27 protein-coding genes and 1 tRNA gene are annotated in these 23,858 nt (G+C 60.5%); 17 read left to right on the plus strand and 11 right to left on the minus strand.

All coding sequences use genetic code 11. The features are described from left to right. Positions 1–175 precede the first annotated feature (175 nt). From QSV46_RS38035 to QSV46_RS38045, 3 genes are all read right to left on the minus strand, one after another. Positions 176–442 carry a DUF3551 domain-containing protein gene (locus tag QSV46_RS38035; protein ID WP_314963849.1) on the minus strand — a complete coding sequence of 89 codons (267 nt, stop codon included), beginning with the start codon at positions 440–442 and terminating at the stop codon, positions 176–178. A gap of 392 nt (positions 443–834) precedes the next feature. Then, positions 835–1,317 carry a MarR family winged helix-turn-helix transcriptional regulator gene (locus QSV46_RS38040; RefSeq protein ID WP_314963872.1) on the minus strand — a complete coding sequence of 161 codons (483 nt, stop codon included), beginning with the start codon at positions 1,315–1,317 and terminating at the stop codon, positions 835–837. A 575-nt stretch (positions 1,318–1,892) separates the two neighbouring features. Next, positions 1,893–2,027, minus strand: coding sequence for a DUF1045 domain-containing protein (locus tag QSV46_RS38045; RefSeq protein WP_314963850.1), 135 nt, complete (start codon positions 2,025–2,027; stop codon positions 1,893–1,895). Between the two features lie 1,138 nt (positions 2,028–3,165). Here QSV46_RS38045 and QSV46_RS38050 point away from each other — a divergent pair. The 5 genes from QSV46_RS38050 (at position 3,166) to QSV46_RS38070 (ending at position 6,276) form a co-directional block, all read left to right on the plus strand. Next, the gene (locus QSV46_RS38050; protein ID WP_314963873.1) at positions 3,166–3,489 is read left to right on the plus strand and encodes a PilZ domain-containing protein; all 324 of its coding nucleotides are present in this window, start codon (positions 3,166–3,168) and stop codon (positions 3,487–3,489) included. Positions 3,490–3,582: 93 nt separating this feature from the next. Beyond that, a complete protein-coding gene (tnpA, locus tag QSV46_RS41605; protein WP_409997277.1) occupies positions 3,583–3,978 on the plus strand; it encodes an IS66-like element accessory protein TnpA in 396 nt (131 codons plus the stop codon). After that, positions 3,975–4,322 carry an IS66 family insertion sequence element accessory protein TnpB gene (gene tnpB, locus QSV46_RS38060; RefSeq protein ID WP_314963851.1) on the plus strand — a complete coding sequence of 116 codons (348 nt, stop codon included), beginning with the start codon at positions 3,975–3,977 and terminating at the stop codon, positions 4,320–4,322. The genes tnpA and tnpB overlap by 4 nt, the downstream gene beginning before the upstream one ends. 68 nt (positions 4,323–4,390) lie before the next feature. After that, positions 4,391–6,040 (plus strand): IS66 family transposase, encoded by a 1,650-nt coding sequence (tnpC, locus tag QSV46_RS38065; protein WP_314963852.1) that lies wholly within the window; start codon positions 4,391–4,393, stop codon positions 6,038–6,040. After that, positions 6,037–6,276, plus strand: a complete 240-nt coding sequence (locus tag QSV46_RS38070) for a hypothetical protein (protein ID WP_247321117.1) — start codon at positions 6,037–6,039, stop codon at positions 6,274–6,276. Before tnpC ends, QSV46_RS38070 begins: the two co-directional genes overlap by 4 nt. 287 nt (positions 6,277–6,563) lie before the next feature. Here QSV46_RS38070 and QSV46_RS38075 read toward each other — a convergent pair whose 3' ends face one another. After that, complete coding sequence (locus QSV46_RS38075; protein ID WP_314963853.1) at positions 6,564–6,743, minus strand: hypothetical protein; 180 nt, start codon at positions 6,741–6,743, stop codon at positions 6,564–6,566. A gap of 475 nt (positions 6,744–7,218) precedes the next feature. On the opposite strand from QSV46_RS38075, the gene QSV46_RS38080 reads away from it, so the two are divergent. Together QSV46_RS38080 and QSV46_RS38085 are read left to right on the plus strand one after the other, a co-directional pair. After that, complete coding sequence (locus QSV46_RS38080; protein ID WP_314963854.1) at positions 7,219–7,506, plus strand: helix-turn-helix domain-containing protein; 288 nt, start codon at positions 7,219–7,221, stop codon at positions 7,504–7,506. Further along, complete coding sequence (locus tag QSV46_RS38085) at positions 7,503–8,786, plus strand: type II toxin-antitoxin system HipA family toxin (protein ID WP_314963855.1); 1,284 nt, start codon at positions 7,503–7,505, stop codon at positions 8,784–8,786. The genes QSV46_RS38080 and QSV46_RS38085 overlap by 4 nt, the downstream gene beginning before the upstream one ends. 655 nt (positions 8,787–9,441) lie before the next feature. On the opposite strand, the gene QSV46_RS38090 is transcribed toward QSV46_RS38085, so the two are convergent. Next, positions 9,442–11,112, minus strand: a complete 1,671-nt coding sequence (locus QSV46_RS38090) for a PAS-domain containing protein (RefSeq protein ID WP_314963856.1) — start codon at positions 11,110–11,112, stop codon at positions 9,442–9,444. Between the two features lie 624 nt (positions 11,113–11,736). Here QSV46_RS38090 and QSV46_RS38095 point away from each other — a divergent pair. Both QSV46_RS38095 and QSV46_RS38100 read left to right on the plus strand, forming a co-directional pair. Further along, the gene (locus QSV46_RS38095) at positions 11,737–12,096 is read left to right on the plus strand and encodes a hypothetical protein (protein WP_314963857.1); all 360 of its coding nucleotides are present in this window, start codon (positions 11,737–11,739) and stop codon (positions 12,094–12,096) included. Between the two features lie 142 nt (positions 12,097–12,238). Beyond that, positions 12,239–12,442, plus strand: a complete 204-nt coding sequence (locus QSV46_RS38100) for a cold-shock protein (protein ID WP_314963858.1) — start codon at positions 12,239–12,241, stop codon at positions 12,440–12,442. A 204-nt stretch (positions 12,443–12,646) separates the two neighbouring features. Here the strand turns inward: QSV46_RS38100 and QSV46_RS38105 are convergent, their stop codons facing one another. Continuing rightward, complete coding sequence (locus QSV46_RS38105; protein ID WP_314963859.1) at positions 12,647–12,910, minus strand: hypothetical protein; 264 nt, start codon at positions 12,908–12,910, stop codon at positions 12,647–12,649. Positions 12,911–13,661: 751 nt separating this feature from the next. Between QSV46_RS38105 and QSV46_RS38110 the strand changes: the two genes are divergently transcribed. Then, positions 13,662–14,168: a glutathione S-transferase family protein gene (locus tag QSV46_RS38110; RefSeq protein ID WP_314963860.1), complete on the plus strand. Its 507-nt coding sequence runs from the start codon at positions 13,662–13,664 to the stop codon at positions 14,166–14,168. A gap of 238 nt (positions 14,169–14,406) precedes the next feature. Next, entirely contained in the window at positions 14,407–14,664 is a 258-nt protein-coding gene (locus QSV46_RS38115; protein ID WP_314963861.1) for an Lrp/AsnC family transcriptional regulator, read from the plus strand. Positions 14,665–14,903: 239 nt separating this feature from the next. Here the strand turns inward: QSV46_RS38115 and QSV46_RS38120 are convergent, their stop codons facing one another. Continuing rightward, the gene (locus QSV46_RS38120) at positions 14,904–15,269 is read right to left on the minus strand and encodes a hypothetical protein (RefSeq protein WP_314963862.1); all 366 of its coding nucleotides are present in this window, start codon (positions 15,267–15,269) and stop codon (positions 14,904–14,906) included. A gap of 208 nt (positions 15,270–15,477) precedes the next feature. Here QSV46_RS38120 and QSV46_RS38125 point away from each other — a divergent pair, with 208 nt between their 5' ends. The 4 genes from QSV46_RS38125 to QSV46_RS38140 all read left to right on the plus strand — a co-directional run bounded on the left by QSV46_RS38125 (position 15,478) and on the right by QSV46_RS38140 (position 18,050). Further along, a complete protein-coding gene (locus QSV46_RS38125; protein ID WP_314963863.1) occupies positions 15,478–15,939 on the plus strand; it encodes a mobile mystery protein A in 462 nt (153 codons plus the stop codon). Then, positions 15,936–16,529, plus strand: coding sequence for a mobile mystery protein B (locus tag QSV46_RS38130; RefSeq protein WP_314963864.1), 594 nt, complete (start codon positions 15,936–15,938; stop codon positions 16,527–16,529). Before QSV46_RS38125 ends, QSV46_RS38130 begins: the two co-directional genes overlap by 4 nt. A gap of 111 nt (positions 16,530–16,640) precedes the next feature. Next, positions 16,641–17,168: a hypothetical protein gene (locus QSV46_RS38135; protein WP_314963865.1), complete on the plus strand. Its 528-nt coding sequence runs from the start codon at positions 16,641–16,643 to the stop codon at positions 17,166–17,168. Positions 17,169–17,843: 675 nt separating this feature from the next. Beyond that, on the plus strand, positions 17,844–18,050 hold the full coding sequence (locus tag QSV46_RS38140) for a hypothetical protein (RefSeq protein ID WP_314963866.1): 207 nt from the start codon (positions 17,844–17,846) through the stop codon (positions 18,048–18,050). Positions 18,051–19,058: 1,008 nt separating this feature from the next. Here the strand turns inward: QSV46_RS38140 and QSV46_RS38145 are convergent. The 3 genes from QSV46_RS38145 to QSV46_RS38155 form a co-directional block, all read right to left on the minus strand. Next, positions 19,059–19,133: transfer RNA gene (locus tag QSV46_RS38145), tRNA-Val, on the minus strand. 157 nt (positions 19,134–19,290) lie between these two features. Next, on the minus strand, positions 19,291–20,577 hold the full coding sequence (locus QSV46_RS38150) for a hypothetical protein (protein WP_314963867.1): 1,287 nt from the start codon (positions 20,575–20,577) through the stop codon (positions 19,291–19,293). 120 nt (positions 20,578–20,697) lie between these two features. Next, the gene (locus QSV46_RS38155) at positions 20,698–21,303 is read right to left on the minus strand and encodes a DUF1134 domain-containing protein (RefSeq protein ID WP_314963868.1); all 606 of its coding nucleotides are present in this window, start codon (positions 21,301–21,303) and stop codon (positions 20,698–20,700) included. Positions 21,304–21,440: 137 nt separating this feature from the next. On the opposite strand from QSV46_RS38155, the gene QSV46_RS38160 reads away from it, so the two are divergent. Next, positions 21,441–21,926, plus strand: a complete 486-nt coding sequence (locus tag QSV46_RS38160) for a YHS domain-containing (seleno)protein (protein ID WP_314963869.1) — start codon at positions 21,441–21,443, stop codon at positions 21,924–21,926. An 8-nt stretch (positions 21,927–21,934) separates the two neighbouring features. On the opposite strand, the gene QSV46_RS38165 is transcribed toward QSV46_RS38160, so the two are convergent. Further along, positions 21,935–22,762 carry a 3'(2'),5'-bisphosphate nucleotidase CysQ gene (locus tag QSV46_RS38165; RefSeq protein ID WP_314963870.1) on the minus strand — a complete coding sequence of 276 codons (828 nt, stop codon included), beginning with the start codon at positions 22,760–22,762 and terminating at the stop codon, positions 21,935–21,937. Between the two features lie 170 nt (positions 22,763–22,932). Here QSV46_RS38165 and chpT point away from each other — a divergent pair, with 170 nt between their 5' ends. Beyond that, on the plus strand, positions 22,933–23,586 hold the full coding sequence (gene chpT / locus QSV46_RS38170; RefSeq protein WP_314963871.1) for a histidine phosphotransferase ChpT: 654 nt from the start codon (positions 22,933–22,935) through the stop codon (positions 23,584–23,586). Positions 23,587–23,858 lie beyond the last annotated feature (272 nt).

The raw sequence follows: 23,858 nt of genomic DNA on the forward strand, positions 1-23,858 counted from the left end.
GGCAATCATCACCTCGCCGCGACACCCACTCGCCATCCTGATTGTCGCGCGCTTCCCATCCAGATTGTCGCGCTATAGGGGACATCCAACCAGGCGGAAGCCCAACTCTTAACCAGCACCGCGGGTCCAATTATATAAGAAGACTGATGTCTCGACCACGCTTGGCGATCACGCATCAGCGCAATTGTCCTCCTTGTCGGTGGAATGCGTAGATCGGATTCATCCCGCAATAGGCTAAGGTGCCGGACGCAGTGGCCATGCACTGGTCATAGCTCGAGAACTGGCAATTGCCCGGATATCCCCAGGTACGTCCCTGCAGGCAATAAACATCCTGCCGAGCCGGTGGGATGAAAGAACGACCCCGCGGAGCGGCGGTCGAAGGCGATCCAAAGCCGACGAGGATGAGAAGTGCAAGCAGACAGATAAACAGAAGGTTGCGCATGAGACCTCTAGCCTCCGTTCAGACTTGAGGGGATAGAACAATTGATATTTTGATCTTGGTCAACGGCAAAACGCTTGGCCAACGGCCTTCGTCACGATCTGCAAGAGCTCTGCGATTCCACACAGACAGGCTTAGCGGCTGGCCGCGTGCAACAGGTTGGGGCGCCAGAAACCTGGAGCGCCGCGGAGAACTCCGGCCTCACACCGAATCCGTATTGGTCGACCCAAATCGATTAGCTCCCGATCCACAAAATGGTAACTCTAGTATGTCGCCGCTGCGACTGGCCCGACCGGCGCGAGGAGCCGATGTGCTCCTCATGACGACGGTGCTTCACATGAGGGCATGCGGCCCTCGCATTCAAACCACCGTTGTTGATCCAAAGCGCCTCCCTTCTAACGTCGGCCCCTCCCTCGGGCTGACGCCGCGCCGGTGTCCAGTTCGGCTTTCAGGCGAGCTCTCTCGAGCCGCATCCTGAGCGCTGCAAGTCGGCTCGACAGTCTCGTCGATTCCTCAAGGCCAAGCTCACCGAAAACGAATTGATCCAGTTCCTGCTGTTGTGCAGCGATGTTCGCGAGACGCTTACGGGCTTTGTCCGTTAGCGAGAGCTGGACGACCCGAGCATCCCTGATACCGGTCTTGCGCCGCACAAATCCGACTTTCTCCAGCGCCTTCGAATGCAGCGTGATGAAGGACGGGTCGACTTTCATCAGTTTTGCGACAACGCCGGCCGGAGCACCGCCATCCTTGTCTAAGTCCATCACCGCCATCAAGATCGCCAATTGTGTTCCACTAATGCCGAGTGCCTTGGCTCGGACGTGAAGAAAATCCTCCAGACAGACGTTGAGGGATCTGATCTCCAGCGTCAATCGCCGCACCAGCTCCTGACTCGCAGCAGAGCCATTTTCCCCTCGCGTTGCTTGCTTAGCCAAATGCGGTGCCGCCGAATGTTACGACCCTATTCAAAGCTCGTTCGCGCTGAGAAGGTTCAAGACAGGGACAATTTGTTGGTCCTCGCGCGCTTACTTCCGTCGACAATTGGTGGGTGCCGAGAAGTGGCCGAAGTATGTGACTCCCAGCGAGAGCCCAAGCCTACATGTCGGCGGCTACTGCTTGCCAACCTTTTGGCTATTGGCTTCACCAAAGATAGTAGGCTTGCCGAGATGCGCGTTCAAAAAGACCTCGATTCGTGTGTCCCACACCGGCGCGGGACTACATCACCTACGCTCCGGCCCAGGCTGCCCCAAAATGTGGGAAGATCGTTCTCGGATCCGGGCAACGGGCTCGAATGTCTTTCTAAAGTGGGCAGCTCCGCGCTTAGCAGAATCGCAACTTTGCACAATCGATGCGGTGGAAATCATCAAAAACGATCGCTGGAACGCCGAATTCAAGCGCCTCGTTGCCGCCCGACGAACTAGAGGATTTCGTCATCGGCTGTCCGACTATCCAGCCCTTAATTGTCGAGGAACAGGGAGTCGAAGACCCCATCCAACTCCTGCCGTACTATCGGCGGGAGCGCGATCGGTTCGGTCATGTGGAAGCGGAACCGATCGAAAACGTACGGGTTGCCCCATCGGACGAGGCACATCCAGATCCCGCCTTCCGACGCCGAGTCATTCTTCCTTGGCGTCGAGACTTGATCACCCGCCGGCTATCCACCCGGCACCCCCGCGGACACAGCTGCGCAATCGCGGCGGTTAGGCGTCTCGCCCCACGTAAGGGGCGCCGGATTAGCCAGGGCTGAAGATGAAGCAGAGCAGGATCGCGGCCAGGACCACTGTCCAACCGATTGACGTGGCGAGAGCCCATACTTGGATTGGCATCGGACGAACTCTCCCGACAAGGCTAAGATGCTGCTGGCGCTGGACAGCGGCCTCTTGAAGTTACCTCAAACCCTGTTCGAGAGAAAAGCTCTTACTTGGAGACCGCCAGAATCAAGAGCCGGACTCGCCACTTGTGAAATCAAAAACGACCTCAGACCTATGATCTTTCACCCGTGCCTAGACTACTGTAGAGGCGTCCATTGCGCACAGAGCGCGATCGTAAGTGAGTAGTAGCTATCGGCGCTCAATCAGACGGCATCAGCCTAGTTGTTTACGAAGCGAAATGGGCTTCGCGCCGCGATTATGACGCGCCCAAGACGTTTCCGCGTTCGGCAGCCCTGCTCTGCATCTGAACGCAGATGCTGTGCTCTACTGGCGATCGCGTCCCTTTACGCGGCACAGGGTTGAACAGTGCGGGAACGCGGCGCATTGCCAGCTGATCGTGCTGGAAAAGAGCGAACCATTGGGAGACCAGCAGGAATCATGCGCCGTATTTGACTAATTTTGCATGATTAACCGGCGACTGAGCGGAGATTACCCGATCTCTACGCCTCGCCAAAATTGAGTTCGTTCATAGGCATTGTTGATCTTTGTCAGCAGCAGCTTCTGGTGCCGTCGGCAGCTGGAGTTGCGCTCATGTGCTCAACTCTGCTTCCGGCCGGTCATGTTGCCATCTTTGTAGGACCTTAATCCCTGTGTTCCCGGAGCTTCTCCAACTACGTCGCCCGAGCCCGCACGAACCATCTTCGGAAAGTGGCCGCGCGAGCCGCGTCCGCTTTCAGTATCTTTGCAATCGTATCAAGCCGACAGATATTTTGCCTCTTGGTAGTTGTCATTTCCTCTTGATTGCAGATGAGGAGCAATTTGACTCCGCTTCGCCCGATCTGGACTGAAGGCCATTGGATGTATGGATGGGATAAGCGAAAATCAAAGCGCATTCGCTTCGAGCACGAGTACCGGGCAACGCTTTTAGGTTTGGACGGCACGTGGCGGCGCGATTGCATTCTCATCGACGTTTCCGACACCGGAGCACGTCTTCGAATTGACGGATCGACAGACGTGCTCAAAGCTCGCCAGTTCTTCCTGCTGCTTTCAACCGTCGGATTGGCTTACCGGCGATGCAAGTTGATTCGACTGGACGGCTCGGAAGTCGGAGTCCAATTTGTAACCAGCCGGAATACTCGCTCTGGGCTAGTAGCCAGAGAAACCAATTCCGGTTCGGATTGATTCAACGTATCCCTCCGGCGGCGACCGCCTTGTGTAGTTTGAGAGTCGGCCCGAGGATTTGACCTTAAGTCTAGCTTTAAGGTCACGTCGGGAATGCAGGTCAATGTGTTGGGCGCCGAGCGTCGGCGGCGATGGAGTTACGACGAGAAGGTTCGCCTTGTCGAAGAGACCTTGCAGCCTGGGGAAACGGTCTGCGGGGTTGCACGCCGGCACGGGGTGGCTCATAGCCTGCTGTTCACCTGGCGTCGACAAGCGCGCCAGGGGCGACTGGGCGGAGATGCTGCGCCTGCTCTTGTTCCCGTCGAGATCGCAGCTGTAGCGGCTCCGATCTCGAGCGGCGCACCACAACTGGCGTCTTCCCCGCCTGCGCAGCGTGCAAGGGCTGGAATCATTGAGATCGAGCTCGGGGGCGGCTGCCGTGTTCGCGTTGACCGTGACGTGGATGTTGAGGCGCTGCAGCAGGTTCTTGAGCTCTTGCGACGACGATGATCCCGATTCCGAACGGCGTCAGGGTCTGGATTGCCACTGGCCACACCGATATGCGTCGCGGCATGCGAAGCTTGGCTCTCTCAGTTCAGGAAAGCCTGAAGCGCGATCCTCATGCTGGCGATCTCTATATCTTCCGGGGCCGCAGCGGCGACCTGGTCAAGATTCTTTGGCATGATGGGTTGGGCATGTCGCTCTATGCCAAGCGCCTGGACCGAGGCAAGTTCATCTGGCCTTCGGCGTCGGACGGCGCAATATCGATCTCTGCGGCGCAGATGGCTTACATGCTGGAGGGGATCGACTGGCGTAATCCGCAACTGAGCTGGCGCCCGCAGAGCGCAGGCTGAGCACAAAATCCCGCAGATTTGTATTTTGGGGAGTCCCAGCGCGTTCAATTTGTGATTCATTGCGTCGCATGGATGCCGATCGCGACGCTGTTCCGGATGACGTTACCGCTCTGAGGGAGGCGTTGGCGATGGAGCGCGCGAGGGGGGTGGAGATCGCGGCTGAACTCGCGGTCGCCCGCGCGAAAGCATCGGAAGACGAAGCGCTGATTGCTCAGCAGAAGCTGCAGATCGCCAAGCTGAAGCATCAGATCTACGGCCAGCGGTCGGAGCGTTCGTCGCGCCTGATCGAGCAGTTGGCCTTGACGTTCGAAGAGTTGGAAAGTGACGCCACTGAAGACGAGCTGGCGGCAGAGCACGCCGTGGCGAAGACGACGACGGTGCGTGGATTTACGCGCAAGCGCGGCGAACGCCAGACGTTCCCTGAGCATTTACCGCGCGAACGAGTGGTGATCGACCCGCCGACGGCTTGCGAGTGCTGTGGTAGCAATCGTCTGCGGAAGCTCGGCGAAGACGTGACCCGGACACTGGAAGTGGTGCCGCGCCAGTGGAAGGTGATCGAGACGGTCCGGGAGAAGTTCTCCTGCCGCGACTGTGAGAAGATCAGCCAGGCGCCGGCACCGTTCCATGCGATCGCCCGGGGATGGGCTGGCCCGAGCCTGTTGGCCATGATCATGTTCGAGAAGTTCGGTCAGCATCAGCCGCTAAACCGCCAGGCCGAACGCTACGCTCTGGAAGGCGTGCCGATCGCACTGTCGACCATGGCGGATGCCGTTGGGGCGGTCTGTGCGTCGCTGGATCCCCTGCTGCGCCTGGTGGAAGCCCATGTGATGGCGGCCGAGCGGCTTCATGCCGATGATACGACCGTCCCGGTGCTGGCCAAGGGCAAGACCGACACGGGGCGGTGCTGGATCTACGTCCGCGACGATCGGCCGTTTGGCGGCGCGGGCCCGCCGGCAGCGATGTTCTACTACTCCCGCGACCGCAAGGGTGAGCATCCCCAGGGGCATTTGGCCCGGTACGCCGGCATCCTGCAGGCCGACGCCTATGACGGGTACAATCAGCTCTATCTGGCCGGGCGCCAGCCCGGACCGATCCGGGAAGCTGCCTGCTGGTCGCATGGAAGGCGCCCGTTCTTTGCCATGGCTGACATCGAAGAGAATGCGCGGCGCAAAGGCGCTGGAAAAAAGGAAATCCCGCTCTCTCCGATCGCGATCGAGGTCGTGCGGCGGATCGATGCGCTGTTCGAGATCGAACGCTTCATCAATGGCAGGAGCCCCGAAGGGCGTCTGGAGGTGCGACAGACGCTGAGCCGGCCTCTGGTCGAGGACCTTCAGGTCTACATGCGCGAACAGCTCGCCAAACTGTCTCGCGGTCACGACCTGGCCAAGGCGTTCAACTACATCCTGAAGCGATGGGCGAGCTTCACGCTGTTCCTGGAAGATGGACGCGTGTGTCTCTCCAACAATGCCGCCGAACGGGGCTTGCGAGGCATCGCTCTTGGACGGAAGTCCTGGCTGTTCTGCGGATCTGATCGCGGAGGGCGGCGCGCCGCAGCCATGTACAGCCTCATCGTCTCGGCGAAAATGAACGGCATCGACCCGCAGGCCTGGCTTACGGATATCCTCGCCCGGATCGCCGCCCATCCGGCTCATCGGCTGGACGAACTTCTGCCTTGGAATTGGACGCCAGAATCAGCGATCTCCGCTCGAGCGGCATGACCACTCACCTCAACAAGGTCCATCACGTCACCACCATCACCCAGGTCGCCAAGGACCTCGGCGAAGACGAAGATTGGCTGTGGGACATCGCCAACGAAATGGAGATCGAGGACGGCGTCATCTGGGTCTATGGCGTCGGAGAAGACGGCGTCCAGGCGTTCACCGACTTCGGAATCGAAAACCTCATCGAGCTGATCAGGTTCTACAAAGAGAACCCTGGACTCCTCAAGCGGTAACCCTGCGGCCTACGCCGAATGGATACGATTCAACGAGGGGGTCTTCCCCCCAAATCACTCCTAAATCGACGCTACCTGGCAACGATGCCCTCATCTGCGAACTCATCGTAGGGGCGGTCCATCGGCTATCGAAGCCTTATGCGATTGCCTGAACGGCGCCCGAGAACATGCGGTGCTACGGTCTGACGACGTAGTGCTCCCGTAGCGTCGCACCGGTATAGCCGTTCCGGAACACGCCATATCGCCGCAAGATGAGCACCACCTGCTTCGAAAACAGGTCGAAACCGCTAGATAGGAAAAGGCGGCATGACGTTGAACTCGTCGGCGGCGCCAGGCTCGAACCAGGTCTGGGTATTTTTCGCGATCTTTTCCGGCGGACCGGCCATCATCCGAATGCCGCGTGCTTCATCCAGGCGCTCCACGAGCTGACGTATTGACGGCCTCTTGCGTTCAATAAGGTCTACCACGTGCTTGAATCGGCTTGCAGCCTAACGCGACCCCGGTCGTGTCGATTAGATCACGCGGGAAGGGGCTGTCGAGCTTGAACCCGGTGAGGTCCAGCCCTGTCATCTGGCGAAACTGTCAGTGAGAATTCGGGCTGGATCAGCGCGTTGAATTGCCGCTCAGGGCGGGGTCGCCCTCTGATCACATTGCCCTTGTGATCCGTCGGAAACTGCCGCGCCTCGACCGCGACGGTCTATGGGATGCTGAGATTTGTCGCCTATCATAGCGGAACGACCCGTCCGTAATCGATGAAGAAGCCGGAGTCGGATTGAGGGGCGAGGCGAATATTGATGCCGATTCGGCTCGGTTCGCACGTTAATTGGTCGCTATGTCAGCGTTCGATGACATTCGATTTTGTCATCGAACGCTGACATTTTCGAATTGTCAACGAACGCCGACATATATTAAAGTAATCGAACGCCGACATTTGGAAATCCCATGCTCATACGCACACCGGCCGAACTCGGCGCCGTCCTTCGCGACCGGCGCAAGAAGCTCAAACTCGATCAATCGACGTTTGCCAAGAGCATTGGCGTCAGCCGCCAATGGGTGATCGAAGTTGAGCACGGTCACGCGCGCGCTGAGCTCGGGCTGATCCTTCGCGCCCTTGATGCCCTGGACATTCGCCTGGATGCGGGCACCGAACAAGCGCCCGCCCGCGGGGCCACCAGGCCAGCCGTCGATATCAACGCCATCGTGGCCAAGGCCAGGAAGAAAAAGGCATGACGAGCGAACTTGTTGCTCTGCTGGATGGCCAGGAAATCGGCCGCGTGCGCAATGATGCCGGCGGCCGGCTCACCTTTGTCTATGACAAGGACTGGCGCCACGCCGAAGGAGCCTATCCGCTGTCGCTCTCAATGCCGCTCGCGGCCGAAGAGCACGGTCCTTCCGCCGTGCAGGCTTTCCTCTGGGGACTCCTGCCCGACAACGAACGCGTGCTCGAACGGTGGGCCCGAAGATTTCAGGTGTCCGCGCGCAGCGTGTTTGCCCTTATTTCCCATGTCGGCGAGGACTGCGCAGGTGCCGTCCAGTTCGTCACGCCCGATCGGCTGGGCGCCTTGCGAAGCGGGGCCGAAGACAAGGTCGAATGGCTTGATGAGACGGCGATTGCCAAACGCCTGCAGACCTTGCGCGAGGATCACGCCGCATGGAGGTTGCCGCGCGATACCGGACAATTCAGCCTTGCGGGTGCCCAACCCAAAACCGCCTTGCTTCGGCAAAAAGGCAAGTGGGGAATTCCCTCTGGGCGCATTCCGACGACGCATATTCTCAAACCGCCGACCGGCCATTTCGATGGACACGCGGAAAATGAACACATCTGTCTCATACTTGCGCGCAATCTCGGGCTGCCCGTCGCCGATACCCAGGTGATGCATTTCGGCAAGGAAATCGCCATCGTCATCGAGCGCTACGACCGGCAGTTCAGTGGCAACGAGATCGTCCGTGTCCACCAGGAAGATATCTGCCAGGCGCTCGGCATCCTGCCGACCGTGAAGTATCAAAACGATGGCGGACCAAGCCCTGCCGATGTGATCGAACTCTTGCGCACTTACTCCACGGATCGAGTCGCCGACGTTGACACGTTTGTCGACGCGCTAGGCTTCAATTGGCTGATTGCGGGTACGGATGCTCATGCCAAGAATTATTCGCTGCTGCTGGCCGGCGGCCCTCACGTACGCCTCGCCCCGCTCTACGACATCGCCAGCATTCTTCCCTACGATGACATCGATCTGCAGAAGATCAAGCTCGCGATGAAAATCGGCGGTGATTACAAGCTCAGCCAGATTAGTTTGCGCGATTGGCAGAGGTTCGCGCGCGAAACGCGCCTCGATGCTGACAAGGTGGTCGCCGGACTGATTTCCCTGACCGAGCAGCTTCCGGACATTGTAGCCGCCGTACGGAAGCAAGCGCAGAAGGACGGACTGGACAACGCCATCATCGGGCGCCTCGCCGATCACTTGATTGGCAGAGCCAATCAATGCCGTCGACTGCTCGGTGGGATATAGCTCAGACCAGCCGCCAGCAGGATGATGATGGTCAGCAGCAAGGCTGCCGATCATCCTCGACATGTCGCTGTCGACGTCAACGGCAGCACCAGCATCAACATCACCGCAATCGGCATGCCGATTTCGATGTCGATGTCGATCATGATCGGTGGTTGCTCGCGATCCGTTGCACCCGCGTAGTCACTGCGGCTGCCATCACCTCACGTTAGACGTGTCCCTTCAAGGGTCCGGCAGATAAGCGTCGGATTAGCCGGGGGCGAAAGATCAAATAGAGCACGATCGCGGCCACGATGACTGTCCAGCCGACTGACGTGACGAGAGCCCATATTTGGGTCGGCATCGGACGAACTTTCCCGATGAAGCTAAGAGACCGCTGGCGCTGGACAGCGGCCTCTTGAAGCCGCCTCAAAGCCTCTTCGAGATAAAAGCTCTTACCCCGGGGTCCGCCATAATCAAACGCCGGACTCGCCACCCTGTGAAGTCAAAAACGATTCGAGGGCCACTGGAACAATTGTGACGTTGCGATAGCGACACACCTGACAAGCTAGGCCAGCAGTGGTGGAGCGCTCTTCCTCGGACGGAAGCCAACCTTTTGGCACAGAAATGATCGACAGTGCCAGCATTCGCTCCGCGGAGGGTGACGTAAGGCCGGCTCCTAGTCGGCGGTCTCAACCTGATCGGAGAGGTCTTCGACCATACTCACGAACATGTGCGGGTCCTCCCCGGGGGCGCCGATCTGCAAACGCCTCCACGAGATCACCCGGCGGCCACGAACTGGATTGTAGATCGTATCGACGATAGGCTCGAGCTGCTGGCTTTGCGCAAGTAGCTGCTGATCGCGCTTTTCGATCAGTTCGGCCATTTCCGGTGAAAACAATTCACGCGCGGTCTTGCCGACGAGGTCGTTGCGCGACATGCCGATCTGCTGTTCGGCCGCTTTGTTGATGAACAGATAGCGCAGACTGCGCGCGTCCTTGGCAATGATACCTTCACGCACGTTCTCGACGACGGTGGCGAGCAGCCGTTCGGTACGCTCGAGAATACGCTCTTTCTGCCGCTGTTCCGTGACGTCCTCCTGGACGGAGACCCAACCGCCCCCATTCATAGGCCGTTCATAAATCTTGACGATCCGGCTGTCGTTGAGCCTTACCTCGTAAGCTGCCGGCTCCTTCTTTCCGATGCGAACGAGAATGGCCGAAACGTACTTCTTGATGTCGCCGCTGAACAGCCCGTGCTCCAGAATCTCCTCGAGCGAGGAACCTGACGTGATGGTCTCGGGCAGATTATACATTCGGCGGTAGTTGCTGTTCATTGCAATCACACGTGCCTTGCCGTCGAGCATGATGAGGCCTTGCGGCATGCTGTTGATAGCGGCGGAGATGGCCTGGTACTTGTCGTTGAACGCGTCGCGCTCGGCCATCGCGGCGTCGCGCTGCTTGCTGAGATCCAATTCAAGCTGTTCGAGCTCAAAAACTTGAGCGACAGCAGCGCGGAAGTTCTGCACGGCGCGCGCCAGGCGGCCGATTTCGTCGTGGCCTCGCAGATGTGGCACCTCGCTTGCGATATCCCCGGTTCTGATACGATCGGTCGCCTCGGCAATGTCTGAGAGCCGCGCCAGCACCGAATCCCGGATCACGAGAACATTGAGCGCAGCAAGCACCAGCGCCGCCAAGCCCAGCATGAACAGGTACCATGCCGCACAGCGATTCTGTTCGGCGAGCTCATCTGCTTCGCGAGTACGTTCGTTGTAGCCGCGCTGCAACGCTTCCAGATCCGCATTCAGCCTGCTGCGAACCGTGCTGCTGGCTTCGGTGTCCCCAAACTCGCGGGCGGCTGCGGGGCTAATCTCGACGGCCCGCCGCACCAACTCCTGGTGGATATCGATGAATTGGGCAATGCGCCGTTTGAGGGCTGCGAACCGTTCGAAGTCTTCCGAGCGGCCCGTAGGCTCCCAGCCCTTCATCATCTCCGCAAGCTCGTGGTTGCGCTTGAGGATTTCGTCCGCAAACTCTTTCACCTTTGTTCGTTCGGTGGACATGTAGATGCCGCGCGAGTCCATCGCTATCGCATAGATGGATGCGTCGACCAGTCCGGAATTGATCGCCCCAGCAGCGGAGGAGGCTTGCATATTGCGATAGGAATTCTGCAGTCGCACGGTTTGGACAGACATGACCAGAAGAAAGGCCGTAACAATTCCCAAAAACCCGGCGATCACGTAGACTTTCTCGGCTACCGTCAGGTCGTCGACCCCGCACGCGAAGTGGATATATTTTTTCAAAAGCCGCACGACGGGCCCGGCTCCAAGGCCTGCTAGCGCAGCATTCATGACACATCCCAACCTAAACCTGCGCCACATAAACTATCCGACTGTCCAACCTTAAGGTTGTGCGCGTTTACGGGGGAGCAATGTGCGTTGAGGATCGGCCGGCGTCGGAGAGTACGTCTTCGGGGGAGACTGGGGCGTACGCATCCCAGCGTAGGCCGCGGGCTCATTGGATTATTCTGGCGGCGAGCGCTTACGCGGCTCCGGGCTCTCCTATACATCCGGACGAGTTCGATCAGGTTTTCGGATTCCGAACTTAGTGAAAACCTGCATGCCATGTTCTCCGGCGCCATAACCCCTGATTGCTCCAGGTTCAATCTCCATTTCATTGGCGGCGTCTCGCAGCCAGTCTTCATCTTGCTCAAGTTCCTCGGCAACACGCTTGATGCCGGCAACGTGGCGAACAGCTGAGGTACATGGTTACACAGCTCAAGCGGCGATCGCTGATGCCAGCCTCCAATCCAGGGAAGCAGTTCGTCCAGCCGATGAACTGGATGAGCAGACAGGGGCCACGCGAGCGACGGCTCACTTCATGTGAAAACGAAGACAAGCAGGCTCGAGCAGAGTAGCGCAACTCCTACTGCGGTCAGCCCTAGGAAACTGCTGGAGACAAGATCATGATTGCCCATGAACGAACCTCTGCGGAGAGGAATAGAGATCGGCAGTCGTTCCCTTTCCGACCAATCTGGAGATTATTTTCAAATGAGTCGCACAATTCCTGCTGGTCCCGCGATGGAGCGCACTTTTCCAGCTGAATCGATGGAGAGTTCGCCGCGTTCCGGCGGCATCCTCGTGGAATGCATTGAACGGGGTGTAGCGGCACGACATACCGTCCTTATTCGCTTGATCGCCGCTGAGATGAAAAGGGCCGCAGGATCTTTCTCGGGTCCTGCGGCCTTTATCTTTCCGGGAAAATTGAGGGCTTACGGAATGATCACTGCCAGCCCCGGCTGCAACAATGATTCCAGAACCGGGTTTGCAGGTTGAGTCTCAAAACATCTGTTCCGAGGCGGAACATGGAAGGCTGTTGCGCGAGTGCAACTTCTTGCCGTGACGCGGAAGGGGCCTCTTTTCCTTGTGATCAGCTTCTGGCAAGCTGGGATGTTTTCATTTTTTAGGAGAGACGTGCGTGGCGATAGGTACTGTAAAGTGGTTCAATCCGACCAAAGGTTACGGCTTCATCCAGCCCGACAATGGCGGCAAGGATGTTTTCGTTCACATCTCGGCCGTTGAAAGGGCGGGACTGAGCACTCTCAACGAGGGCGCGAGGGTGAGCTACGAGGAAACGAGCAACAAGGGCAAAACGTCCGCTGAAAATCTGAGGGTCGGCTAGCCCATATGGAGCGCAGGCGCTTCAAAAGTTAAAACAGTGCGCTAGTGAGCCCCGCTTACTAGTCTCAAAAATCAAGGCCCGCTGGTTCGCGCTGGGCCGGCGACTCTGCTAACCCAATCCAGTGATCGGTGCCCGCCGATCGCCAACAATCTCAATCAAACTCCGCCGGCTCCAAAGCCGGCGGATTTTTGCGTCACAATTGACTCAAGCGGCGCGCTCCGATTCCGGCGGGAAGATGCTCTCCAATTGCTTTTGCAGAGTGGCGACGGTCGTCCGCAGGTTGTCCCGACGTTCTCGCAAGGTCAGAGCCAGCATCGGGTAGGACTGGTTGGCGGGGTCGCAGACATGGGCCTTGCGCTCTTCCTCCTCAATGTCGGCATCGAGGAGCTGAACGCGCCATCGCAGGTCGGAGATCAGCGCATGGAGCTTGGTTGGTGCGGTTGCATCGAAACGGGGCGTCGGTTGCATCGGCTCGCCTCAATATGAAACAGGCCCACCTTGGGTCTGACGGATTGGACATTGGAGAGCAAATGGAGTGCCAGTCCGCACGCGAGGCGATTTCGATGGTGCTTCAACCACCCCCCAACAGCGCTGAGCTTTAAACTTACTTTGTTGCGTCCCCTCGAGGCACGTGCATCATGAGCCTGCTGTCGGCGGCGGCGCCGATACGCTCTGCCCCCGTGCTGCGGATTAAGGTGCGGACCTCCAAGCAGCACGGGGGCCGATTTGGCGCTGGCAAACGCTATTCTACCACGAACGTTGCGTTCCAGGCTTGACAAGAGGCCGTGCGGGGCAAGGTCAAGACAAAGATAGTTCATGACGGACAGAGAGAAAGTTTTTTCGCGCCTACGCGGACCTCCGAGAGGTTCGCTTGAGCTGTCTTTGGGATTTCTTCCAATATGAACGGGAAAACGAGCTCGTTTGGGCACGAAATGACTTTGTTGAACGTGTCCTGGGTCGTAAGCCGCTTATCCTGCGGAGTTGGCTCGAGGAGCACCGAGAGGAGCTAATGCGCAGCTACGGACGACGCAGAAACGTCGGCGCGTCCGACCAGCTCTGATCATACGCAAGCAGCCACCGCAGGGGCCGCCAGATTGGCCTGTCGCATCGTCCGAGGCCGCGGCCCTTCAGCCTACCGCCGCAAGCGCCATGCATATCACCGGCGAGCTCTCGCGGCCATTTCGATGCCGAGCGCCGGATTGAGGGTCCCTGTACCGCATTGGCCCTCGCCGACAGCCGCGTGATCTGCGAATATCTCGACGACCGGGCGGGCGGCACGCTGTTTCCGAAGTCACAGACGCAGCGCTGGCGTGCCCTGGTCGATCAGAGCATTGGCGACGGCATTCTGACCGCCGCTCTCCTGTCGCGCTACGAGATGGCGGCCCGCCCTCCCGAGAAAGTCTGGCAGCAATGGCTAGACGGTCAGCTCGACAAGGTCGAAACCTCCATTGCCGCGATCGAGAAGGCTGTTCCCACGCTTGGCGACCGCGTCGACATCGGCACGATCAGCTTCGCCTGCGCCTTCGGCTATCTGGATCTGCGCTTTCCTGATTTCGGCTGGCGCTCGCTCATCCGCAATGCGCCGCATGGTTTGCCGGCTTCGGGGCACGCCCATCGATGCAGGCGACGCGCCATCCTGCTGGCTGAGAGCGGCTGCAGTTATCTAGAGCTGCAGCCTGCAAGCGTGGAAAGGTCAGGTGTGAACGGCGTCCAAGGTTGGGTGTGACTCAGATCCGATCATGTTTTCTGCCGAGCTTGCAATTCTCCAACAGGGGGAATCCGGATCATGCGAGCTGGCATCAGCATATATTCTCGAAATCTAGCGCATACCTAGAATGAGGTTCTCGGATCATGAAAGCAGTGCAACGCAAGGACTCCCTTACGCGTGGACGAGACCGACCGGCGGATCCTGCGAGCGATGCAAGGTGATGCGCGTCTTACGACGGCAGAATTAGCCGTTAAGGTTGGGGCTATCCACGACGCCGTGCTGGAACAGGCTCAAGCGACTTGAGAAGCAGGGTTACATCGATGGCTACGTCGCGCTCCTCAATCAGGAGAAGCTCGGTTTGCCGGAAACGGTCATCATAGAAATCACGCTCGATCGCCACGATGAGGAGGTGCTGGAACGGTTCGGAAAATTGCTCGCTGGCCTGCCCGAAGTGATCGAGGCTTATCTCACGACCGGAGACTACGATAGCTGTAGAAAGCACCGCAGGCTATGAGCGCTTCCTGCCCGGCGCAACTCAGTACGCCCGATGGGTTCGAATTTTCTTCAATACTAACTCCAAACTCTCGAACCCTCTGACCGGATATTCCATGTGCCCGCCGCGCTCGGCTTGGTCGCGTCGGATGTCGCAAACGTCTTGAAGCGGAATGCGGCGTCCAATCGGACAGCCGCGCGAACGCTCATTGCTACAAGTCGAGCACCAGAGTCTCACTGAGACTCCCGAGCGGCAAACCATCATCGAGCAGTTGGAGACCTTTTCCTCGTCCGAAAGTATCTGATCATCATGATCAGGCACGCCACCGAGAACCCGCGTCTCGCATGTTCCGCAAAATGCCTTGCTCGCATGATATCGGAACATCGACATCGGCTGAACGACGTTGCATAGCCCCGGTCGAGGTCGAGCAACGCCTGAGCATAGTCGAGCGCGATTGTAATGCCGTCTAAGGTGGTCAGGTCGATATAGCTGTTCAGAGAGCGAACATCGGTCTCGGTATCGAAGCAGCGCAGTCTGATAGACATGTTCTCAGGGGCGGTCGGCGGCGGGAGTTCATCCGCCGCCGCGCCTTCGGTTTGTATCTCCCTGGGCGTCGCATCCGTCATTGGCGGTCATGGTAGACCCTATGAGGGCGATTCGTGCTGGCGGTTTCGGACCCGCCAAGTCCCTGATTTGGTTTCAAAATAGGCGGTTTGCGAGGAAAATAAGACCGCAGGCTGATTATCGTAGTATAAAATCAGGTTATAACCTGATAAATATCGGAATAAATAAGGCTGTAGACTGATACGAAGGCCCATAAAATCGGGTCACACTATGAAAAATGATGCTCGCCAGCGTGGCCGTAAACGACTTGATGAGCGGCTCATCGCGCTCAAACCCCAAGACCGCTTCAACGCCCCGCCGAAAGGCTGGGTGCGGGCGATCAGGGACGCGCTCGGCATGACCGGCGTCCAGTTCGCCAAGCGGCTCAAAATCCGTCCCCAGAGCGTAGAGGCTCTTGAAAAGTCCGAAGCAAACGGTTCGATCCAGCTCAAGACGCTGCGTCGCGCCGCGGAAGCCCTTGACTGCACGCTTGTCTACGCCCTCGTGCCGAACACGTCGCTTGAAGGCGCCGTGAGCGCGCGCGCGCGCAAGATCGCCAGACGCGAACTGGGTCGCGTCGCCCATACGATGAAGCTGGAAGCGCAGGGGACGGGCGACGCCAATCTCGAAGCGCGCATTGAGGCGTATGTCCGTGATGTCCTCAAAGACCGCGATTTGTGGAACGAGCTATGACGGATCTCTTCCAGGAACCGGATGACGCGACGCCGCTCGATCCCGCGCTGCGCGGCGATCTACTGCAAACCTGGATCACCAGCCGCGCGGACCTGAACGAGGCGGAAGAGGAAAACATCGTCAAGGGCGCGGCCTGGGGCCGCCGCCGCCGCGGAAAGGCGGCCGATCTCCTGACGGAGGATTTCGTCAAGACGCTGCACAAGCAGATGTTCGGCGAAGTCTGGAAATGGGCCGGAACCTACCGGCAGGGCGAGCTCAATATCGGCATCGCCCCGCATCTCATCGCCGCCGAGATGCCGGCGATGCTCGATGACGTACGCTGTTGGGTCGAACACAAGACCTATCCACCTGACGAAATCGCCGCGCGCCTGCATCACCGGCTGACGCAGATTCACGCCTTCCCGAACGGCAATGGCCGTCACGCCCGCATGATGGCGGATCTCGTGATCGAACGGCTCGGCGGCAAAGCGTTTAGCTGGGGCGGCGGAAGCCTTGCCGACGTAGGAACGCTGCGCAATCAATACGTGGCGGCGCTTCAGGCCGCGGACAATCACGACATCGGGCCGCTGCTGGCCTTCATGCGGTCATGACGGCGGGCGCGCTGACCATCGCCGATCAAAGCCTGGTCGGTTCGTCGGTGACACCGAGCATGAAGCCCTCGTGTCGGGCCATTCCAGTGTATGGCCTGGGCGGCTGCGGTGATGGCCGGCGATCTCGACCGGCTCATCCGCCACCCCTGGCATGAAGTGCGGCGCAAGGTGACCGGCGCGCCCGACACGCCGCTGCATGCCGCCGCATTCTTTCGCACGGAGCCCTTCGCGCGCATCGGCGCGACCGTGACCGGCGCCGTAATTCGCGTCCGCCTCGATGATCGCCTAGCAATGCGGATCGAGCGTGAGTTCGTTGTCTCCGAGCAGAAAAGTTTTGTGCCAAGGAACGATGCTGTGCACGATCTGGTGCGCGCTGATGTGCCGCTGCTTCGGCGTCGGGGGTTCCCGAATCACCAGTGTACCGGCGACTCTCACCCGGTGGGCGAACTCGTCGAACAGCGAGAGGTCGGCGCTGCTGTAGTATTTGAAGTCGAGCTTCAGTTGCCCGATGACGGAACCGATTCGAGCGGCGGCTCCGGATCGCCCAGGTCGCGGAGTACGCGGCGACCTGGGCGCTATCTCCGGCGGAAAGGCGCAGCGCATCCCAAAGGCGCTGCGGCTTGCCATGGAAGGGCATAGATAAATCTGCTTCTCATTCACGCTTTAGCCGTCCAGCGACCCAATGAAAACAACCCGTTCGGCTTCTGTTGCGACATCGTCAAACCAGTGTTGGCGGCAGCGCTCGTCGTCCACTAAGCCCTAGACGACGCAGACAGCATGAAATGGCCGGCGGCCATCACTGCCGCTGGCCATCGCTTGCGCTACCTTGCGCTGGGGGTGATCGGCAGCGCAACGCCGCGGCCTGTGCTCTAGCCTGCGTTGAACCAGGCGTTTCGGACCACGCATGCCGGATAGTGCTTAAACAGGGCGGGCATCGGCTTGCGGGCGTAAGAGCCATAACCAGCAGGCTCCATAGTTCGAACACGCCCTTCTTCTCACGCCACAACGGCGCACGCCATGCGGCGTCGATCCCTCGCGGGAAGGATTCGGAGCTCCTCGCCGGGGCACTCGGGAAATGGCCCGCCGTGATGAAGTATGCTGGCGTCGCTATCACTGCCCGTTTCCGGCTGCCCTCTTAAGTAAGAAGAGCGAGCCCCACGGCGGTCGGCAGCGCGGCCGGACCCAAGCTGATCGAGCAGAAAGACGGCTCATCATAAGGGGCAAACGCTGCCAATCATCGTGGTTGCAGTGGTAAAAGGTCCTCGCCGACTGACTTGGGGGGGCAGGATGGTTAAGGCATTTCGCAATTTGATCATGACGCTCACTTTTGTAGGAGTTGCCGGCTGCAACATGTTTTGGAATTTCATGAATGACTATATGGCCTGTGGCCTTGCGCTGGCGGCTTCAGTTGCAGCCGGCTTTGGCGTTGAGCGCATCTTCATCGAGCGGTCCCGTCGGGAGATGATCCGCCTGCATGGCGCGGACTGGCATTCGGCGGAGAACCGACAGCTCGACTCATGAGCGTCAGCCGTCGCGCGCTCGTCGTTTTCATCATCCGATTGTTCGCATTCGACCCGAGGGGGCTAGCCCGATGATCAAACCAGTCCATCCATTCCGGTTCGCTCGCATCGAGCGCCTGCGAGAGCTGCTTGAACGAGACTCCGAAATGGCAGTTGATCCGAATGCGGGCGTGAGCACCACGAAGCTGGTGAGACCCGATCGGCCAATGCTCGATGCAGGTTTGATACTCGGTCGTGATCCAGGAGGGTGCGAACTGGATCCCTCGTTGCGAGCCATGCGAGCGCTACGGGACCGCAACTAGTCAATACGCCCGAGTAGCATCACGATCTGGAAGGGCGATGACCATAAGCCGCCCCCAAGGTAGGGGGACGCCGAAAGCCAACTCCCGGCTTTATTGGTCCTTACTGCTTTACAATGTCGCCACAGGGCTCTCGTTGTAGTCGCCACCAGCGCTGCCAGCAAGGTAGGCAAGAGGAGCGATCCGAACCAAGTCGGGCGCGAGGCTCAACGGCAATAGCTGGCGGAGAAGCAGTGCATGAGCTGGCAACCTGATGATTGAAGGCGGCCCTATGTGGTGTCCGTCACCGGACGGCAGGTCGTCACTGGAAACCAGCACTACCTGCTCTGGCCACGTGGTCTCGGGAACCATTTCGAGCTCGCCATTGCCGAGCCGACGCGGCGGCAACTCAGGGCGGCCGTGGACAACACGGCCAAGACCGGCAAGCGCGGAGCCATCAAAGGACGCGCGGAAGCACGATACCTTCCTTGGGTGGTACCTCGGCGAAGGTTGCCTCGAGCACAACGTGTTCGCGCCTATCGAGCGCCAACGAACCTCGTGCCCAAAGGTCGCGCGCCGACACGGATCTCGTGTGAAAGATCAACGAGCTTTCTTGATTGCCGTCGGGAGCGGGATGATCTTTTTTGCCGTGTGCCCGGGTTGTGCCCCATACTTTTCGGGGCACAATGCAGGGGAAGCAAGTCGCTAAGCTACTGTAATTTCTGGATTAATGGTGGGCGCACAAGGGATCGAACCTTGGACCTCTCCCGTGTGAAGGGAACGCTCTCCCGCTGAGCTATGCGCCCGGGACCATCATGCAGACGGCCGGACTTTTGAGGCCGGCCGGCACATCGAAGCCCGCGATTTAGAAGTGCAGGCCGAAGGTGTCAAGTTTCCAGGCGTCGCCGGGGCCCAAAACCTTTCAATCACGCAATTTCGCGGTCGAGCCCGCTTTGGGCCGGCTCAGGCGCCCTGCTGGCGGGAGCGGGAGGCATGAGCCTGGAGCGCGCGGATGCGCTCGGCGAGCGTTCCGCCGCCTTCGGGCAGGCTGGGCGCCGTCGCCGCGTCGTTGGCCGGGCGCGGGGCCGGTCTCGGCGGCTGGCCGGCCTCGGCCGCCAGCAGCGCCTCGATCGGCGAGTTCGGGCCTTCGAGCTGCATCGCGAGCTTGGCCACCTCGGCGGCGATGTCGTTGATGCGCTCGCGCAGCAGCGCGTTCTCCATGCGCTCGGTCGCCCAGGAACTTTCCGCCTGCTGCTGGATCGCGTTGATGTCGCGCTGGAGTTTGGCACGCTCGTCGCGCGCGGTGCGCAGCTGTTCCTCCAGCGCGGCCTTTTCGGCGCGGAGCGCCTCGAATGCGGCCGAGGACTTGCCGCCGCTCAGCGCGGCGATCTCGACGCGCAGCTCCTTGATGGTACGCTCGCTGTTCTCACTGGCCTGGCGGAGCTGGTTGTTCTCGTAGTCGCGCTCGGCAAGGAGCTTGCCTTGCGTCGCGAGGCGGCCTTCGAGATCGCCGACGCGGCCCGATAGCATCTCGGCCTCTTTCACCTGCACGATGAGCTGGCGATCGAGCTCGGTGACGCGCTGGCTCAGATTCTCGACGCGGCCGCGCGCATCGGCGAGCTCGCGCGAGGCTGTCTCGGATTCGGCACGCTCCTGCGCCAGCCGCGCCTGTGTCGCCGCAAACTCCTTCTCGGCATCGCCGACGCGGTTCTTCAGCTCCTCGATCTGCGCGCGCACCGCGACTAGCTCGACCTGACGGCTCTCCGCCATCATCGAGCGGCTCGACAGCTCGGAATTGATCTTTGCGAGCTCGTCCTGCTTGTCGGTCAGCGCATTCTCGGCGGCGCGCAGGGCTTCGGTCTTGGCGCTGAATTCCTCCTCGGTGGCGCGCAGCTGCTCCTTCACCGCCTTCTCGCGCGCTTCCAGCGCGAAGATCGTGGCGTTCTTCTCGCCAAGCTCGATCTTCATGCGGTTGATGGCGTCGCTCTTCTTGCCGAGCTCGGCGAGCTGGCTCGTGGTCTTGTTCTTGAGCTGGTCGACGCTCATCTCGAGCCGCCGCGCCGACATGGCGAATTCGGCGCGGAGCTGGTCCTTGTCGGCCTGAATCTCCGCCATCGAGAGCGGCGTCGCGGCCTCGAGCCGGCGCGTGGTCAGGCGCACCGCGCGGTTATGCACCAGCGGCACGATGGCAAGCCCGCACAGCATCGAGAGCAGGAAGCCGATCGCCAGGTACATGATCGGTTCGACCATGGGCCAGAACTCCCAGAGCTAAGGAAAAATTTACCAACGACATTGCATGCGGGGCCGGCAAAAAGCCAGCCCCGACACGTCGTTAACCTTGATCCGTCGCCGGTTGGGGAAGCGGGGACGCTAGAACGGGTTCCAGGTCGCGCGCGGAGTGAATTTCAAATAGCCGATATTGGCTCCCAGCCGCAGGCCGAGGCCCGAGCGGATCGGCACCAGCACGATGTTGTTGGCGGTAAGCGCCGTCATGCCGAAGCCGCCGATGATATAGGCCGAGCCGTCGATTCCGCCGAAGCGCTGGTAGATCGCGTTGGTGGCGGGCAGGTTATAGACCAGCGTCATGGTGCGCGCGCCGTCGCCGCCCCAGTCGAAGCCGAGCGAGGGGCCCTGCCAGTAGACGCGCAGGTCGCCGGCGTTCTTGGTGTAGAGCGTGCCTTCACCGTAGCGCAGGCCGGCGACGAAGGCGCCGGACCCCTCCTCACCCAGGATATAGCCGTTGGGCAGGCCCCATTGGCTGACCGCCTTCTCGATGATCGAGGCGAGCCCGCGCGAGACGTTGCCGAAGAAGCGGTGGCCGGCGTTCACGAGCTCGTCCGGCCCATAGGTGCTGGGCGTCGGGGTCCGCTGCGGCGGCGGCAGATTGGGCGGCGGCGCCTGCTGGGCGGCGGCTGGCACGATCCAGCCGACCATCGCGGCAAGCGCGAGCGCAGCAAGGCGTGATGCGAAAGTCATAAAGAACCCCTGGTATCGAATCCGATCGCTTCTTAACCTGACGCCAACAGGCACGGCTCTAGGTTGCGCCGGATGTCCCCTCGACTCGGATGTTATCCGCAGCAACTATGACGGCACAACGGCAGGAAGATAGCCCTTTGCGCCCCGGAATTGCCTTGATCGGTTTCCTCATGTGCCTGCTGGCGGGCATTTGGATCACCTCCCCAGGGTCGCCGGCCGAGGCTGCCACCACCGAGCGGGTCGTCGTCAATCGCTTCAGCGGCGTGGCGATCGAGGGCTTCGATCCCGTGGCCTATTTCGTCGACGGCGCGGCCGTGCAGGGGACGACGGAGTTCGAGGCGAACCTCTGGGGCGCGGTCTGGCGCTTCCGCAACGAGGGCAACCGGGCGTCCTTCCTGGCCCATCCCGAAATCTATGGTCCGCAGTTCGGCGGCTACGATCCGGCCGACATCGCCCGGGGGGTCGCCATCGCTGCCAATCCCCGCTTCTACGTGATCTCGGCGCAGCGGCTCTATTTGTTCAGCCGCGAGGCCAATCGCGATGCCTTCGCCGCCGACCCGGAGCGCTTCCTCTATGAGGTGCGCAAGCGCTGGCCGGCGCTCCAGGACCAGCTCAGTCAGTAGCAGCTCAGTCAGAAGCCCACCGCGTGCGGATCGCCCCAGGCGACGAACTCCGGGATGATGAAGCCGGTATCGCCGCGCTGGCCGAATCGGAGCTCGCCGCCCTTGCCGTCGGTGACCTTGCCGCCGGCGGCGGTCACGACGGCGCAGCCTGCCCCGACATCCCATTCGCAAGTGGGTCCGAAGCGGGGATAGATATCGGCGCTGCCCTCCGCGATCCGGCCGAATTTGACCGCCGAGCCGACCGTCTTCCTGACGGCATGGGGCCGGCCATCGATGAATGCTTCGCTCCTGGGATCGCCATGCGAGCGGCTCACCGCCGCGATCCAGGGCTGGCCTTGCACCGGCAGCGTTCGGGTGCGGACCGGCTCGGCAGCACCGATGGTGGTGCGGTCGAACCTGACGCGCTCGGCGCCGCGGCCGACGATGCCGCGCCAGAGCAGACCGAGCGCGGGCGCGCTGACGATGCCCAGCAGCGGCACGCCCGATGTCACGAGGGCGAGGTTGACGGTGAATTCGTCACGGCCGGCGACGAACTCCTTGGTGCCGTCGAGCGGGTCGATCAGGAAGAAGCTGCCCTGAAACGGCGGCGAGGCGAGCTGGGTCCGCTCTTCCGACAGTGTCGGCACGTCACCCGCAAGCTGCGCCAGGCCGTCGGCGATGACGCGGTCGGCGGCGAGATCAGCCTCGGTCACGGGCGAGCCGTCCTGTTTGCCGTCGATCCGCATCGCGGAGCGGTTGACCGCCAGAATTGCTTCACCCGCCTGCACCACCAGGGCGGTAAGCGGCTCCATCAGGCCGATAGCGGCCGCGCCGTCGATGATCCGCTTCACCTGCATGCCTCATTCATCGGCAATTCATCCCAGTCGGCTGATTCGTCCGTGGCTTTATGGCCGCTTCGAGCCGATCGCAAGCTAGCTGCCACGGGCTTGCGAATGTTAGAACCCGCGGCATTCGCCAAGCATGCGTGATTCGCCGCGTCCGTGCCGTGCAATACCAGGAAACCTTTATGTCTGACGCTTCGTCACCCGGTACCGCTACTGCTCCCGATATGCTCGAACTCGCGGCGCTGCTCTGCTCGCGGGTCTGCCACGATCTCATCAGCCCTGTCGGCGCCATCGTCAATGGGCTCGAAGTGCTCGACGACGATCCCAAGCCCGAGGATCGCGAGTTCGCGCTCGACCTGATTCGCAAGAGCGCGAAGACCGCCTCCGCCCGCCTCCAGTTCTGCCGCCTCGCCTTCGGCGCCGCCGGCTCGTCCGGCGCGCAGATCGATCTCGGCGATGCCCAGACCATGGCCCGCGGCCATATCGAGGACGGCAAGTGCTCGATCACGTGGAATCTGCCGCGGCTGTTGCTGCCGAAGAATCGCGTCAAGCTGCTGCTCAACATGCTGGTTGTCTCCCAGCACACGATTCCGCGCGGCGGCATGCTGACGATCGATCCGATCGGCGAGGGCGAGACCATGAGCTTCCGCATCACCGCGACCGGACATAATGCGCGCCTGCCGCAGAACATCTCCGAACTCCTGGGCGGCGAGCGGGGACCGGCCGCGGATGCGCACGCGATCCAGCCTTATTATACGCGGCTGCTGGCGCAGGCCTGCGGGCTCACGGTGACGCTCAAGCTGGAGGGCGAAGCCATTATCATTACCGCTTCGTAAACGCGCGACTCGCTCCCGGAACGTTAATCTATTCTTTACGAGGCGCTTCGGCTTGTCCGGAGCGCCTTATCTCTTTGTTGGTTCCGTTCTTTTGCACTTACTCAACCAATATTAAACGCTTTGCGGAGAAGCTGGCCCCATTCCGAATTGGCGCATCACGCCTCGTGCGCGCCCTCCCTGTATGAAGGCCGGTTTTCATGGATGATCTGTTGCGGGAGTTCTTGACGGAGACCAGCGAGAGCCTGGACACCGTCGACAATCAGCTGGTGAAG

Source organism: Bradyrhizobium cosmicum (assembly GCF_032290525.1).
In the GTDB taxonomy this organism is placed as follows: domain Bacteria; phylum Pseudomonadota; class Alphaproteobacteria; order Rhizobiales; family Xanthobacteraceae; genus Bradyrhizobium; species Bradyrhizobium cosmicum_A.